The sequence below is a fragment of the Lachnospiraceae bacterium JLR.KK002 genome (assembly GCA_036941025.1).
In the GTDB taxonomy this organism is placed as follows: domain Bacteria; phylum Bacillota; class Clostridia; order Lachnospirales; family Lachnospiraceae; genus Petralouisia.
In genome coordinates, this window is sequence record JAYMNP010000001.1 from 1,907,730 (window position 1) to 1,924,417 (window position 16,688).

The 16,688-nt window shown below is 47.0% G+C and carries 10 protein-coding genes; 3 read left to right on the top strand and 7 right to left on the bottom strand.

Annotated elements, in window-relative coordinates; translation table 11 throughout:
- Positions 1–16: 16 nt before the first annotated feature.
- The 4 genes from VSQ32_09170 to VSQ32_09185 all read right to left on the bottom strand — a co-directional run bounded on the left by VSQ32_09170 (position 17) and on the right by VSQ32_09185 (position 4,357).
- Complete coding sequence (locus tag VSQ32_09170; GenBank protein MEH2943027.1) at positions 17–2,065, bottom strand: TIM-barrel domain-containing protein; 2,049 nt, start codon at positions 2,063–2,065, stop codon at positions 17–19.
- A gap of 45 nt (positions 2,066–2,110) precedes the next feature.
- Positions 2,111–2,563, bottom strand: coding sequence for an HD domain-containing protein (locus VSQ32_09175; GenBank protein MEH2943028.1), 453 nt, complete (start codon positions 2,561–2,563; stop codon positions 2,111–2,113).
- Positions 2,560–2,685: a hypothetical protein gene (locus VSQ32_09180; protein MEH2943029.1), complete on the bottom strand. Its 126-nt coding sequence runs from the start codon at positions 2,683–2,685 to the stop codon at positions 2,560–2,562. The genes VSQ32_09175 and VSQ32_09180 overlap by 4 nt, the downstream gene beginning before the upstream one ends.
- Positions 2,686–3,037: 352 nt before the next feature.
- A complete protein-coding gene (locus tag VSQ32_09185) occupies positions 3,038–4,357 on the bottom strand; it encodes an aspartate kinase (GenBank protein MEH2943030.1) in 1,320 nt (439 codons plus the stop codon).
- Positions 4,358–4,609: 252 nt separating this feature from the next.
- Here VSQ32_09185 and VSQ32_09190 point away from each other — a divergent pair, with 252 nt between their 5' ends.
- Entirely contained in the window at positions 4,610–5,344 is a 735-nt protein-coding gene (locus tag VSQ32_09190; protein ID MEH2943031.1) for a LytTR family DNA-binding domain-containing protein, read from the top strand.
- Between the two features lie 9 nt (positions 5,345–5,353).
- Positions 5,354–6,643, top strand: a complete 1,290-nt coding sequence (locus VSQ32_09195) for a GHKL domain-containing protein (GenBank protein MEH2943032.1) — start codon at positions 5,354–5,356, stop codon at positions 6,641–6,643.
- 183 nt (positions 6,644–6,826) lie between these two features.
- On the opposite strand, the gene nifJ is transcribed toward VSQ32_09195, so the two are convergent.
- Together nifJ and VSQ32_09205 are read right to left on the bottom strand one after the other, a co-directional pair.
- Complete coding sequence (gene nifJ / locus VSQ32_09200; protein MEH2943033.1) at positions 6,827–10,363, bottom strand: pyruvate:ferredoxin (flavodoxin) oxidoreductase; 3,537 nt, start codon at positions 10,361–10,363, stop codon at positions 6,827–6,829.
- A 181-nt stretch (positions 10,364–10,544) separates the two neighbouring features.
- On the bottom strand, positions 10,545–13,745 hold the full coding sequence (locus tag VSQ32_09205; GenBank protein ID MEH2943034.1) for a diguanylate cyclase: 3,201 nt from the start codon (positions 13,743–13,745) through the stop codon (positions 10,545–10,547).
- Between the two features lie 216 nt (positions 13,746–13,961).
- On the opposite strand from VSQ32_09205, the gene VSQ32_09210 reads away from it, so the two are divergent.
- The gene (locus VSQ32_09210) at positions 13,962–15,602 is read left to right on the top strand and encodes an ATP-binding cassette domain-containing protein (protein ID MEH2943035.1); all 1,641 of its coding nucleotides are present in this window, start codon (positions 13,962–13,964) and stop codon (positions 15,600–15,602) included.
- 43 nt (positions 15,603–15,645) lie between these two features.
- Here the strand turns inward: VSQ32_09210 and VSQ32_09215 are convergent, their stop codons facing one another.
- The gene (locus VSQ32_09215) at positions 15,646–16,677 is read right to left on the bottom strand and encodes a M42 family metallopeptidase (GenBank protein MEH2943036.1); all 1,032 of its coding nucleotides are present in this window, start codon (positions 16,675–16,677) and stop codon (positions 15,646–15,648) included.
- Positions 16,678–16,688 lie beyond the last annotated feature (11 nt).

The window sequence follows — 16,688 nt, forward strand, 5'->3', positions numbered from 1 at the left end:
ATCTATTCCTCATATCTTATCTTGCAGATGTTTCCACAACCAGTTTCTTTCTGTGGAGAGGATTCTCATAGTCCTTTCCGTAACCGTCATCCTGATACAGCTCATATACGGCTCTTTCTGTGACGAAATGCAGAAGTTTCAGCTCCTGTCCCTCCGGAACTTCCATGTACTGGCCGGCCTTTGTATAAGGAACGATTTTTTCCGGACGGATAAAAAATACGACTTCATCCAGCGGAATCTCAATATAATAATGACCCTGTTCCAGCACCTCTGTCTCCATCTGCTCCATGCTCTTTAACCGTACCAGCTTCATGGGCTCCGGCAGGTATACATATCTGCCGCCGGCATTCTGAGTATAAACCGGCGCAATCATAATGCTCTCTCCCAGCAGAAGCTGATCCTCCACATCTTTTGCATGTTCATCTTCCGGATATGCAAAAGCCAGAGGCTGAAACAGCATTTCATCTTCCAGCGCCGCTTTCATATATTCGCTGTAGAGATAAGGCATCAGGCCATAGCGGATTCCGATAAGATTGCGGAAGGTTTCTGTCCGGGTAAACCGGTAGCATTCCTGAGTTCTGGTGCCCAGGGCTGAATGATTGCGCATCAGAGGGGTGAAAATCCCCAGCGCCAGCCAGCGCAGCAGCAAATCTTCCGTAACATCTGCGCCGAATCCTCCCAAATCTGCCCCCGTATACAGGAACCCGCACATATTCAGAGAAGGCAGCATTTTCAGATTCAGCAGCAGATGGGACCACCAGGACTGATTGTCCCCCATCCAGATTCCTCCGTAACGGTGCATTCCGATATAAGAAGAACGGGAAAATATCAGAATCCGCTTCTCTGGCTCCAGTTCTTCAAAGGCTTCCCCTGCTGCTCTTGTCATACCGTATCCGTACAGATTGTGTACCTTATCGTGGCGGATTTTGCTTCCATTCAGATTATGGTAAAAACTCCTGTAATCCTCCGGATTATTAGCCAGCCCGTTGACCAGGTCTTTCAATGCAAAAATCTCCCACATGTCCGGATTCCGGCTCTCAGTTGATTTGATTTTATCCATCACATAATCCAGATTCTTCTCCGAATAGAAAATGGCCGGCTCATTCATATCGTTCCAGAACCCTTCTATGCCCTGTTCCAGCAGGAACCGGTATTTCCCGCCAAACCAGCGCCGGGCCTCCCGGTTCAGCACATCGGGAAAATGTACTTTGCCCGGCCATACTGCCCCGGTAAATGCTTTTCCCGTCTCATCTTTACAGAAATATCCCTGTTCCAGGCCTTCCTCATATACCTCGTACCCTTCTTCAATCTTCACGCCTGCATCAATGATGGGCACCAGATGGATATGCCGCTGTTTCATTTCCTCCACAAATTCCGGAAAATCCGGAAACCGCTCCTGATTTACCGTAAAATCCTTAAATTCTTCCATATAATCAATATCCAGATATACGCTGTCCAGAGGAATTCCATGCTCCCGATACCCCTGTACCACTTCCCGGATATCTTCCGCACTCTGATATCCCCAGCGGCTCTGCCCGAATCCAAAGGCCCACCTGGGCGGAATATAGCTTCGCCCGATTAACTGCCGGAACCCTTTTACAATTTCCGGTATGCTGTCCCCTTCCAGAATATACAAATCCAGATTCCATTCTTCCGGCATGATACGCATCTCATCCATCTTTTCATATCCCATGTCCAGCGTCAGCTTCCCCGGATAATCCAGAAATACACCGAAAGTCTCCACTCCATCCACCACAAAGAAATTGTGGGCTCCGTACAGGGAGCGTTTTCCTTCGGTATGATGGGGATCGTCCGTACAGTTGCTCTCGTAAATCCAGCCCCGTTTATTAATCCCCCTGATATTCTCTCCCAGCCCGTAAATCCGCGTTTCCCCCTCCAGCGGATACATCAGGTAACTCTTCTGCTCTGCGGCTTCCTGTGTATCTGTTACGGAAACCTCCATATGCTTAAAATAGGGGATTTTTCCTTTCTCTTCTGGCAGACTCCGTACCACTGCTTCCGTATTAATGGGATTTCCCATGGAAAATCTGCGTATTCTGCTCATAAACTCATACTCCTTCTGCTTTTTATTTTTCACATCCGGCGTCTGTCACCGCCTGCGCACCGTTTCATAAAGAGAACAGCCTTTGTCCACCATACACACAATCCATCCTTCCGGACAGGCGGGCGGTATGGGAACCAGCGGAAACATATGGCGAAGAATGATGTTCTGCTCCCGCCTGGTAAGCCTGTAATCTGCACTGGCATTTCTGAGGGCCGTAAAGGGATGACGGAATCCGTGAAGGCTGTGGCTTCTGTCTTTCTCATGCCAGTCATAAAGAAAATAATCATGCAGCAGAGCGCCCCGTACCAGTTCTTTTCTGTGACCGTTTAAATGCAGAAATTCTGCTGCTTTCAGGCTATAATATGCCACCCGGACACTGTGCTCATACACCGAAGTGTTTCCATGCTGTGTAAAACTCCGGGATTTCCTGATGCGTCCTTCCCTGCTCAATTCACGGATGATTTCCGCTATCATCCTCTTTCCCTCTGTCTGATTCATAGTTCTCTGATTCCTGCTGTTTTCTGCTTTTTCGCCTTCAGGTCTCCTCCCGGCTTTGCCGGGTCCCTCCTCAAGGCATATTCTACCATATCTTCCGTAAAATTTCTTCCGTATTTTGACATTTCCAGGAAACTGCTGTAAAAAAGAATGCGCAGGCGCATTCTCCGCGCGCGAGCGGATTGCCTGGCAATAAACTTCATCTCCGCGAGCTGTGCATCCCGCCCGGAGGGCTTTATCTTATAGGAAATCTATATACTTTAGTACTTCACAGTGACACAGTATTTCCTATAAGATAAAAATGCGTTACTGTTCACACCCTACGGGTGTTCCGGTAACGGCATCCGGCCATTTAAAGTCACCTTCGGTGAGAGGCCGGATGCCGGCAGCCACTGACAGCAACTAAAAGGCAAACAACAAAAAGGCACATGAAAAAATCTTGCATTTTCCATACACCTTTCCGTATCTGCTGCAATTCTAAATCTGAGTCACTACAAAGATATTATAAATCGCCCGGATTGCCTCCTCAAAATCACTGTTCTGCACACCAATAATAATATTCAGCTCACTGGAACCCTGGTCAATCATTTTCACATTTACATTCACATGGGCGAGGGCGGAAAAAATTCTTCCTGCTGTGCCTCTGGTGGATTTCATTCCCCGGCCCACCACTGCAATCAGCGCCAGATTTCCCTCCAAATCTATGCTGTCCGGCCGGGCAAGACGATGAATGGCAGACAGTACCTGCTGTTCCTTTCCCTCAAACTCCTCCTGATGGACAAATACCGTCATGGTATCTATCCCCGAAGGCACATGCTCAAAGGAAATGCCATGTTCTTCAAAAGCGGAGAGAACCTTTCTGCCGAATCCCACTTCCGCATTCATCATGTCTTTATCAATATTGACCGCCACAAATCCTTTCTTTCCGGCAATTCCCGTAATGGTATAATCCGGCTGGCGGCAGGTGCTCTCCACAATCAGTGTTCCCTCATCTTCCGGTGCGTTGGTATTGCGGATATTGATGGGAATTCCTTCTTTACGCACCGGAAATACCGCATCCTCATGAAGGACCGTGGCTCCCATATAGGACAGTTCCCGCAGCTCCCGGTAAGTGATTACTTTAATCACCTCCGGATTTTTGATAATCCGGGGGTCCGCAATGAGAAATCCCGAAACATCCGTCCAGTTCTCATAGAGGTCCGCCCGTACCGCTTTTGCCACAATGGAACCGGTAATATCGGAACCTCCTCTGGAAAAGGTCTTCACCCTTCCGTCTTCTCTGGCACCGTAAAATCCGGGAATCACCGCATACTCGCAACTTTTCAGCCGCTCGGACAAAATTTTACCGGTTTTATCCGCATCAAATTCTCCGTCATTTCCAAACACAATCACTTCCGCCGCATCCACAAATTCAAAGCCCAGATAATTGGCCATAATGATTCCATTTAAATATTCTCCGCGGGAAGCCGCATAATCCACTCCCGCTTTTTTCCGGAAATTTTCCCCTATTACTTCAAATTCCCGGTTCAGAGAAAAATTCAGGTTCAGCCCATTGATAATAGAATCGTACCGTTCCTGTATCTTTTTCAGCAGAGATGTAAAATTCTCCTCTGCTTCTGCCAGCGCATAACACTGGTAAAGCATATCTGTTACTTTCGTATCTTTGGCGTTGCGTTTCCCAGGCGCACTGGGCACCACATATCTGCGGCTCTCATCTTCCCGGATGATTTTCCCAACCTTTGCAAACTGTCCGGCACTTGCCAGGGAACTTCCGCCAAACTTTACTACCTTTATCATGTCCCCACTCCTTCGGATTCTTCAAAATTTCACTGGACATTTTACCATAAAACCTTCCATATGGGAACTGATTTTTTGAATTTTTCTGTCTTTTTGGCAGTTATATGGTTACTGTTCCCTGACACGTTCCTGGAACAGGCCTTGCATTTTCCAGATACTTATATTATAATACTTATAATTTAACATAACATATACTGCAAAATAAATACAGTTATGTAATTGTTTTTGCAGTATTTTTTTGAGGAAAAATAAATGAAAATTGCAATCTGTGACGACAGCATGAAAGACATGGCAGCGATTGAGCACCTGCTGGGAAAATATAAGGAACGTTACCCCCAGGCAGAATTTACCATAGAGAAGTTCACAAATTCCGCTCACCTGTCTGAGAAAATACAGGAAAAGAAGATGGCTGACATTTATATCCTGGACATCATCATGACCGGAACCACCGGCATTGATATCGGCAACCAAATCAAACATTCCGGCAGCGAAGCCGCCATTATTTATATTACTTCTTCCGATGATTTTGCACTGGATGCATATGACGTACATGCGGTAAGATATCTGTTGAAACCGGTAACAGAAGATAAATTTTTTGAGGCCATGGACTATGCCCGCTCTTACCAGGAAACCAGACGGGGCCCTCTGTATCTGGTGAAAACCAGAACGGGCATGATATCCATCCCCTGTTCCAAAATTGAATATATCGAGAATTCCTCCCGTATGCTGAATGTGCACTTAACAGACGGAGCCGTAATTACCAGTATTTTCATCCGTAAGTCCTTTGACGATGAAATCAGAGACCTGATTACGGAAAAAAGTTTCATTCAGGTTCACAAATCTTTTCTCGTCAACCTGAACCATATAAAAAAACTGGAAGGAAACAGTATCATCATGGATAACGGCGCCCAGATTCCCGTCAGCAAAAAGAATACCGCAAGCGTAAGGAGGCAATATCTTATGTTTATCTCAGAACAGTACAGGTAAGGTAACAGCATGAACTATTTTGACAATATATCTTATATGATCAGCCATTTATTTTTAATGAGTTTTATTTATCTCTTTATCACCCACCGCTATTCCGCAAGGGTAACCAGGCTGATATGCCTGTCTTCTTTTCTGCTTCTGAGTTTTACCGATGTAATCAAGTTAAACATATTTCCGAACAGTGATACATGCTATTTCCTTGTTACTGTCCTGCAAATCTTTATCACACAGCTCACAGGTATTTTTATATCCAGCAAAAGAAACAGCAAAGTTCTCTTTATAGGCCTGAGCGCTTCCAATTACACCATCATTGGCAGTGTCCTGGCCCCTATTATGCTGATTAATACCCGCAGCATGGTCCTTGCTCTGGCAGCCAATTTTGCAATCCATTTCGTTATCCTTTACATCCTGTATAAAAGCCTCCGGAACATATGGCTCAGACAATATGAAAACGAATATATCAAGGGCTGGCCGGAACTGTGCCTGATACCTGCTCTCTTTTACTGCAGCTTTTCCTGTATTGCTTTTTTTCCTTATACCCTTTACGATAATCCCCAGAACATTCCGGGTATTCTGTGCATGATGCTCACCATGTGCGTATCTTATGTGGTGGTGCTGAGATATATTGAGAGTGACTCCAACAGAAAGGATATCTACTATAAAAATGTACTGTTCGAAACTTATATCAGGGGTCTGGAAAATCAGTATTATATGGTAGAAAAGTCAGAAAAGAAACTCAGAATCCTGCGCCACGACATGCGCCACTATTCCAGGCTGATTCATCAGCTTCTGAGCCAGGGAGAATACGAGGAAATTGACAAAATCATGGCCCATATCAATGATGTCATGGACGAGAGCAAAGTGACAAAGTACTGCAAAAACCTGATTGTCAACGCCATTATCTCTGAAATGATAAAGTGGACGGATAAATTCGGAATTACAGTAACGCTGGATCTTATGGTTCCGGAAAAAATTCCGGTCAACCATTACGAATTTACAGCGGTGATTGCCAACCTGTTTGAAAATGCCATAAGCTGTGTGAAAGATTATGAGGAAGCACACCGGTACATAGAAATGAAAGTCCACTGTACGGAAGATCATCTGCTGATTCAGGTAAAAAATGAGTGCCATGACGCCCTTACCTTCGATACCCAAACCGGCCTTCCCAAAAGCGAAAAAGGCGTAAATCACGGTCTGGGTATGCAGAGTGTGCTGGCGTTCTCCGAAAAAACAGGAGGTACCATCGACTGCTTCTGTGAAAATAACTTATTTCAGATTATACTGTTTGCAAAGTTCTGATGTTCCGTTCATTTCTATTCTGAAGTTTTCTGCTGCCTTATCCGCCTCTCAGAAACCGGACTACCTGCCTGTTTGCCGCTCCAGCGCAAGCCCAATCAGGCGGTCCGTATCATCGGCCATAAAGAAAAGAATACCCCTTTCACGCCAGTACGTGAAAGGGGTATTCTTACAGACGATTTCGTCTTATTTCTCACCGTATAAAGTGATTAATTTATTCAGATATTCATAACGCTCTTTTGCATGTTTCTCAGATACGGCAAACAGTTCTTCTGCTCTTTCCGGATTGAATCTTGCAAGGGCATTGTAACGAACTTCTCCGTTCAGGAATGCCTTGTAATCTCCGGTAGGTGCTTTGCTGTCCAGGGAGAATGCTGCTTTTCCTTCTTCCTTCAATGCAGGATTGAAACGGAAGTTATGCCAGTAACCGGCTTCTACAGCGTTCTTTTCTTCGGTCTGAGCCTTGCTCATACCAACCTTGATACCATGGTTGATACATGGAGCGTAAGCGATGATCAGAGACGGTCCCGGATATGCTTCTGCTTCTGCCAGAGCTTTGATACACTGATTGTAGTCAGCGCCCATGGCAATCTGTGCAACATATACATAGCCGTAGCTCATTGCGATGGAAGCAAGGTCTTTCTTCTTCACTTCTTTTCCGCCTGCTGCGAACTGTGCAATTGCTCCGGTAGGTGTAGCCTTGGAGGACTGTCCGCCTGTGTTGGAGTAAACTTCCGTATCGAATACCATTACGTTGATATCCTGTCCGCTTGCCAGAACATGGTCAACGCCGCCGAATCCGATATCGTATGCCCATCCGTCACCGCCGAAGATCCACTGGGATTTCTTAGCCAGGAAATCTTTCTCAGCCAGGATTTCTTTGGAAGCGTCGCATCCACATGCTTCTAAAGCTGCAACTAATTTATCTGTAGCTGTTCCGTTTACAGCGCCGATTCCGTAAGTGTCAAGCCACTCTTTTCCTGCTGCTGCAACGTCTGCATTCTTGCCTTCTGCTACCAGTGCTTCTACTTTTGTTTTCAGTTTCTCTCTGATTGCCTTCTGAGCCAGCAGCATACCATAGCCGAACTCTGCAGCATCTTCGAATAAGGAATTGGACCATGCGGGACCATGTCCTTTTTCATTTACGGTATAAGGTGTGGACGGTGAAGAGTTACCCCAGATAGAAGAACATCCGGTTGCATTTGCAATATACATTCTGTCACCGAACAGCTGTGTAATCAGTTTTGCATAAGGTGTCTCGCCGCATCCGCCACAGGCTCCGGAGAACTCAAGCAACGGCTGTTTGAACTGAGAACCTTTTACGGTATTCTCTTTGAATTTCTCAACTACATCCACTTTCTTCTCTGTGGTCAGACCATAATCGAAGAATGCCTGCTCTCCAACGTTTGCTTCGCAGTTCTGCATGGTAAGCGCTTTCTCGCCCTTCTTGCCAGGACATACGTTTGCACAGGAGCCGCATCCGGTACAGTCAAGTGCGGAAATGGTCATGCTGAACTTGTACTCCGGCATTCCTGTCATAGGAAGTGTCTGCATTCCTTCCGGAGCGTTGGAAGCCTCTGCTTCTGTCAGAGCTACCGGACGGATAACTGCGTGAGGACATACATAGGAGCAGATATTACACTGGATACAGTTTTCCGGATTCCATACAGGAACATCAACAGCGATACCGCGCTTCTCGTATGCAGCGGAACCGGAAGGAGTCTGTCCGTTTTCGTATTTCTTAACAACGGATACGGGAATCTTATTACCTTCCTGTCCGTTTACCGGAATCTGAATCTCGTTTACGAAATCAACAACATCTTTTCTGTCTCCGGTTGCAACTTTTGCAAAGCTCTCATCCTGAGCGTCTTTCCAGCCTGCAGGTACGTCAATCTTAACAACTCCGGTTGCTCCGGCGTCGATTGCATCGTAGTTCATCTGTACGATCTTGTCGCCCTTCTTGCCGTAGGTTGCCTTTGCAGCAGCCTTCATCAGCTCAATGGCTCTTTCTTCCGGAATAATAGCTGCCAGTTTGAAGAATGCGGACTGAAGCACGGTGTTGATACGTCCGCCAAGTCCGATTTCCTTACCAATCTTAATACCGTCGATGGTATAGAACTGGATATCGTTTTCCGCAATGTATCTCTTAACCTGTCCAGGCAGATGGTTTTCCAGTTCTTCCGGAGTCCAGGAGCAGTTCAGAAGGAATGTTCCGCCCGGTACCAGTTCCTGAACCATGTTGTACTTGCGTACATAGGAAGGATTATGACATGCCACGAAGTTCGCCTGTTTGATCAGGTAAGTAGATTTGATTGCTTTCTTACCGAAACGCAGGTGGGACATGGTAACGCCGCCGGACTTCTTGGAATCATAATCAAAGTATGCCTGAGCGAACATGTCTGTGTTGTCACCGATAATCTTGATGGAGTTCTTGTTTGCTCCAACCGTACCGTCTGCGCCCAGACCCCAGAACTTACAGTTGATAGTTCCTTCCGGTGTGGTTACCGGGTCTTCTTTTACTTCCAGAGAAAGGTTGGTTACATCATCATAGATACCTATGGTGAATCTTTCTTTCTCAGTATTGTTGTATACAGCGATAATCTGTCCGGGTGTGGTATCTTTGGAGCCTAATCCGTAACGTCCGCTTGTAATCTTAACAGCGTCGAACTTGCTTCCCTTTAATGCTGCTACCACATCCAGATATAACGGCTCGCCAAGGGAGCCAGGCTCTTTGGTTCTGTCTAATACAGCAATAGTCTTAACGGTATCAGGAATTGCTGCAATCAATGCTTCTTTGCTGAACGGACGATACAGACGTACTTTTACAACGCCCACTTTCTCGCCTTTTGCCATTAAGTAGTCAATGGTCTCGTCAATGGTGTCGCATACGGAACCCATAGCAATGATGATTCTGTCTGCATCAGCAGCTCCGTAGTAGTTGAACAGTTTGTAATCTGTTCCAATCTTTTCATTTACCTTGTCCATGTATTTCTGTACGATTGCCGGCAATGCATCGTAGGTGGAGTTACAGGACTCTCTGGTCTGGAAGAAAATATCCGGGTTCTGTGCGGAACCGTCCTGACGGGGATGATTCGGATTCAGCGCATTCTTACGGAATGCGTCGATTGCGTCCATATCCACCATGTCTTTCAGGTCTTCATAATCCCATGTTTCAATTTTCTGAATCTCGTGGGAAGTACGGAATCCATCAAAGAAATTGATGAAAGGAAGATGTCCTTCCAGTCCGGCACAGTGTGCAACCGGAGTCAGGTCCATAACTTCCTGTACGGAAGATTCGCAGAGCATTGCCGCACCGGTCTGACGGCAGGCATATACGTCAGAATGATCACCGAAAATGTTCAGTGCATGAGTTGCCACACAGCGGGCAGATACGTTAAATACGCCCGGAAGCCCCTCACCTGCAATTTTGTACAGATTGGGAATCATCAGTAACAGTCCCTGAGATGCAGTATAAGTAGTGGTCAGAGCACCTGCTGCCAGTGAACCGTGTACCGTACCTGCTGCTCCGGCTTCAGACTGCATTTCTGTTACCTGAACAGTCTGTCCGAAAATGTTCTTTCTTCCCTGTGTTGCCCATTCATCGGTAGCTTCTGCCATAACAGAAGACGGTGTGATTGGGTAGATGGCTGCAACATCTGTATATGCATAAGAAGCATGAGCTGCTGCATGGTTACCATCCATGGTTTTCATAGATCTTTTCATTACATTTTTCCTCCTGCCTGAATTTAATGTAACATCTTCATTGTTACAATTTAACCTGCTGCTGCCCGTCCGGTGACTCTGCCGCCTTCTTCCGCTGATACCCGGAAAATCCGGCCGGACAATAACAGATTCTTCCTTTATACTATAATAATTGTGACTGAAAAAATCAATAGTTTTTCGCTTATTTCATGTATTTTTCCTGAAACACCTCAATGGGCAGAGGCCGGTCAAACAAAAAGCCCTGGCCGTAGCGGAAACCGCAGTCCACCAGGAACTCCCGCTGCTCTTCCGTCTCGATTCCCTCAAAAATCACTTCCTCCTTGACGCTCTCAATTAATCTGCCCACATTCTGTATAAATTCTCTGGCATTTTCACGGGTTCCCTGATTCAGAAAGCTCCGGTCAATCTTCACAATATCTGCCGGAATATCGAGGAGCATCCCCAGGGAGGAATACCCTGTCCCGAAATCGTCGATAGCCACCCGGAATCCTGCCTGGCGCAATTGCTGCACTTCTATTTTCACCAGATCATACCCCGCCACAAACAGGCTTTCCGTTATTTCAATTTCAATATATCCGGGTTCAATCCGGTAGGCTCTTGTCAGTGACAGAATCCGCTGGTAAATCCCGTCCTTTTCAAAATGGCTCCTGGAAAAATTCACGGAAATTACCGGTGGTTCTTTCCCGGCTTCCAGCCAGCTGCGCATATAAATCAGCACCTGCTCATACACATAAAAATCCAGCTCCACAATGTATCCTGTTTTCTCCAGCAGGGGAATAAACTGGCCGGGCGGCTCAATCCTTCCGTTTTCCTTCTTCCAGCGCACCAGCGCTTCTCCGCCGGAAAGAACAAACTGGGAAAGATAAAATTTGGGCTGCACATACACCTGAAAGCCCCCTTTATCCAGACTTCCCTGAAATTCCGCCAGAATTCGCTTCTCTTCCTCCCGCTGGCTGCGCATTTTGCTCTCATACACTTTGCAGAAGGCATTGTGGTTGCCCTTAATGCTTTTTCTGGTAAGATTGGCATTTTCAATGGCCATGTCCAGATTCTCATCCCTGCTCTCCATAAAGTAAATGCCTGTGGTCAGCCTGACATTGCAGGAAGGATAGAATTCCTTCTGGCGCCTGGTAAAATTCAGGCTGATTTTCACAATATTCTGCATAATGGATTCCCGGTCCGTGTCCCACAGAAAGGTAATAAACAAATCAGAATACAGCCGGCAGGAAACCATCCGCCCGTCCTTCTGAATCATGGCTGCAAAATCTTTCAGAATTCCGTTTCCCGCCTCATGGCCGAAATTATCATTCAAATAGGAAAAATCATTGATATCCGTATAAACTATGGCATACTGCCTGTGCTCCTGCCAGTTCTCCAGTTCCTGCTGCACCCGGCTTTTAAAGGCGTCCTCCACATACAGACCCGTCAGCAGGTCCCGCTTCTTCAGACGCAGAATAGCTTTCTGATCCTCTTCTCTCTGCACCCGCAGAGCCACGAATACGGAAATCATCCGGGACAGTTCCAGAAATGTCTCTTTCTCAAAATCTGTCCAGAGCCTGGGTTTTTCCATATCACAGAAAGACACATACCCTTCTCCCAGTTCAAACCAGGAGAAGCTGCAGTTTACCAGCGCCCGCATTCTGCGCTCCCGGAATACCGCCTTATCGGATTCCGTAACCTTATCGTCCCCCTGGCAGTCGTTAATGTAAGACAGGCCCCACTCGTCAAATCCTGCAAAAAAGCCATCCCAGTTCTCATATCTGTCTACAAACTGAGGCCTGGTCAGGATTCCGTTCTCTCTGGTCCAGCAATTGGTCTGCACCAGTTCCTTCCTCTCTTTGTTGCATTCCAGTACTGACACCATGTCCAGATCGTACTGTCTTCCGATCCGCTCCATCAGCAGATTCAGGGAATCGTTCACATCCCTGGCATGGGAGAGCAGGGTAAAGGCCTCGGATATAAAATCCATGTCCTGTATCTGCCCCGCCCTGTACTGGCCGCTTCCCGACTCTATCTTCGTCACTTTTCTGGTCTTCCACAGGGGATCTGCAATTTCTGCCAGGCGGTACTGGTTCTTCCCTGCTTCCTTTGCCTGGTACATGGCCATATCCGCCTTGGAAAACAGGGACGCATAGCTTTCCTTCACCGTTCCGTAAATGGCTACTCCCACACTGCAGCTTATCTCCACTTTTTCCTCGTGTCTGCCGTGATAAGTCTGCCGCACCAGCTCACAGATACTCCCGGCCTTGTTTTTCGCCTGAAAAGAATCGGTGTGTTTCATAAGCACCAGAAATTCATCTCCGCCAATCCTTCCGATAATATCTGTCCCCCGGAACAGGCTCTGTATTTTCTTCCCGATATTTACCAGCACATTATCTCCGAACAGATGGCCCAGCGTATCGTTTACATATTTAAAATTGTCCACGTCCACCAGAAACAGCGCATGGGTACCGTTGGGATTGCTCCTTAAAAATGACTCGATTTCTGCTTTTGCAGCCGCCCGGTTCAGCAGGCCGATTAAATCATCGCGTTTCAGACGCTGCGCCATTTCATCCTGCTGCAGCCGCTCTCTGGTAACATCTTCCGTCCTGCCCAGAATACGCACAATACGTCCTCCCACGCCCCGGATACTCTTATAGCAGGTTCTGTGCCAGGCATATACCGGCTGCTCTCCGTCTCCGGCAATATTCACCCGGTATTCCAGCACTCCGTGTTCTTCCTGCTCCGAAGCCCGGTCCAGCACTTTGAAAAACTGCTCGCAGTCCTCCCGGTGCAGCACCTTCTCCAGAATAGTCCTGGGTACACTGTAATCCTTCCCGTTCCGGTCTGCCAGTATAACATTGGAACGGGCGGAAATAAACATGGTTTCATTTTTTACATCGTATTCAAAGGGAAATTCCTGGTTGATTTCCTCCATCAGCTTGTACCGCTCCGTCTGGAGGTGCAGTTCTTCCTCCATCCGTTTCCGGCTGTGGATATCCCAGATTGCTACAAGAAAATAAGGTATGTTGTTCTCATAATAAAACAGGCGGACTTTCAGTGCCAGCCAGCGTTTTTTCCCGGCTTTGTCACAGAAGCGCACCTCGCACTGCCCCACCCTGTCGCTGTCCGTTGCGTCTTTCATGATTTCTCTCAGGCACTCTCTGTCCTCCTGGTACAGAACATCGGAAAAATTCCCCTCCATTGCCTGTATTTCTTCCTGCGTATAGCCTGCCGCATGAAAAAATTCTTCATTGCCGTTCACCAGTTCCCGGCAGTCAAAGCCCCGGATAACTGCACAGCCCGCAGGCATTTTCTGCACGGTCCGGTCAGACATTTTATCGGTTTCCCCCGCTCCGGCCTGCTGCGCCGGACATGTTTCTCTGATTTCCTGTTTGTCCATAAAAGCATTCCCCGTTTCATTCTTTTATGTGGCTTTGTTTTAAAATGAAAATTTCATTATTTTCAATCATACCAAATATTTCCCTTATTTTCAATTGTTTTCCTTGAAAATACAGGGATTTTATGTATAATAGTTACTGTCTGCTCCATAAGAGAAAATATGGGCGTATCATAATACGATAAAGAACAGAAAATTCAGAAAAACGAGGATTTTAATATGATTAGTGCAAACAATGTAACACTGCGAATCGGCAAAAAGGCTTTATTCGAGGACGTGAATATCAAGTTCACCGAAGGAAACTGTTATGGGCTCATCGGCGCCAACGGAGCCGGAAAGTCCACCTTTCTCAAAATTTTAAACGGACAGTTAGAGCCTACCAAAGGAGATGTTTTCATCACTCCCGGCCAGCGGCTCTCTTTCCTGCAGCAGGATCATTTCAAATACGATGAATTCTCCGCGCTGGACACGGTTATCATGGGAAATCAGCATCTGTATGACATTATGAAAGAAAAAGACGCCATTTACATGAAGGAAGATTTCACCGATGAGGACGGGATTCGCGCCAGCGAACTGGAAGCGGAATTCGCGGAGATGGACGGATGGAATGCGGAATCGGACGCGGCCCAGCTCTTAAACGGTCTGGGCATTGAAACGGAATTCCACTACGCTCTTATGAAGGACTTATCAGGAGAGCAGAAAGTGAAAATCCTGCTGGCCCAGGCACTGTTCGGCAACCCGGACATCCTGCTCCTGGACGAGCCCACCAACCACCTGGATTTAGACGCCATTGCATGGCTGGAAGAATTTTTAATCAATTTCAACAATACGGTTATCGTTGTGTCCCACGACCGGTATTTTCTGAACAAGGTCTGCACCCACACTGCAGATATTGATTATGCTAAAATCCAGCTCTATGCGGGAAATTACGATTTCTGGTATGAGTCCAGCCAGCTTTTAATCCGGCAGATGAAAGAAGCCAACAAGAAAAAGGAAGAAAAAATCAAAGAGCTGCAGGAATTTATTTCCCGGTTCTCCGCCAATGCTTCCAAATCCAAACAGGCTACCTCCCGGAAAAAGGCGCTGGAGAAAATCCAGCTTGACGAAATCAAGCCTTCCAGCCGGAAATATCCTTATATTGACTTCCGCCCCAACCGGGAAATCGGCAATGAGGTGCTGACCGTGGAAAACTTATGCAAGACCATCGACGGAGTAAAGGTACTGGACAACGTGTCCTTTATTGTGGGACATGACGACAAAATTGCATTTGTGGGAAGCAACGAAACTGCAAAGACCACTTTGTTCAAAATCCTTGCAGGAGAGATGGAGCCCGACGAGGGCAATTACAAATGGGGCGTAACCACCAGCCAGTCCTACTTCCCCAAGGATAATACGGAGATTTTTGACAACGACCTGCAGATTGTGGAATGGCTGACCCAGTATTCTGAAATCAAGGACGCCACCTATGTGCGGGGCTTCCTGGGCAGAATGCTGTTCGCCGGAGAAGACGGCGTGAAGAAAATGAAAGTGCTGTCCGGCGGGGAAAAAGTACGGGTGCTTTTATCCCGTATGATGATTACCGGAGCAAACGTGCTGATTCTGGACGAACCCACCGACCATCTGGACATGGAGTCCATCACCGCCCTGAATAACGGGCTGATGAAGTTCCCCGGTGTCCTGCTGTTTGCCTCCAGAGACCATCAGGTGGTACAGACCACTGCCAACCGTATCATTGAGTTTCTTCCAAACGGCTCCATGATTGACAAAATCACCACCTACGACGAGTATCTGGAAAGCGACGAAATGGCCAGAAAGCGTCAGGTATATTCTACCAGTAACGCACAGGAAGAAGACGACTGATAACGGAAAGGAATCCCTGTGGATTGATTTTCAGGAACTGAATTTACAGTAAGTATGCTTTCAGCAAATCCAGCGTGGCCTTTACTCCGTCCACATGGCTTCTCTCATAGCCATGAGAGGCATAGACTCCCGGACCAATCAGCCCATGGCGGCAGTCATAACCCGCCTCCAGTGCAGCGTCCGCATCTGACCCGTAATGGGGATATACGTCCGGGGCAAAGTCAATGCCATGGTCTTTCGCCGCCTTTATCAGACCGCTTACCACAGGATAACTGTAAGGGCCCACGCTGTCTTTCACACAGATGGATACCTGGTGCTCCGTACAGTTCAGTCCCTCGCCCACACATCCCATGTCCACAGACAGAATTTCTGTTACGCCGTCGGGTACCGTTCCGCAGGCTCCATGACCCACTTCTTCATAAACGGTAATGTGCTGGTAAATATTCCGTTCAGGAATAATCTTTTCCTCTTTTATATATTTCGCAAATCCCAGCAAAACACCCACACTCAGCTTATCATCCAGAAACCGGCTCTTGATATAGCCTTTTTCCGTAATCACAGTTCTGGGCGCAAAGGCCACAATATCCCCTGCCATAATACCAAGTTTTTCCGTCTCTTCCATGGAGCTGACTTTTTCGTCCAGTACCACTTCCATGGTATCAAAGCTCCGTTTGGCTGTGCTGTAATCGCCGTTTACATGGACGGAAGCATTTTCCATCTGAAAGGTTCCCTCATACACGCCGTCGAATCTGGTAATAATCCGGCAGTTTTCTGCTTCTGCATTGTTGGGATTCAGACCGCCCAGAGGCGACACTTTCAGCCTGCCGTTCCCTTTGATTTCACAAACCATGGCGCCCAGCGTATCCATATGGGCTTCCAGTAAAATCCCGTTCTCCGGCTCCTGTCCGCCCAGATTCACCAGCACGCCACCTTTTACGGTTTTTACCGGTTCATATCCCAGAGAGCGGTACGCTTTCATCAGATACTCCGCCGCTTCTTCCGTATATCCGGTAGGGCTGTCTATGGCCAGAATTTTTCTGGTCTCATCCAGAATATATTCCATAATTGTTTCCATTTTTTTCATTT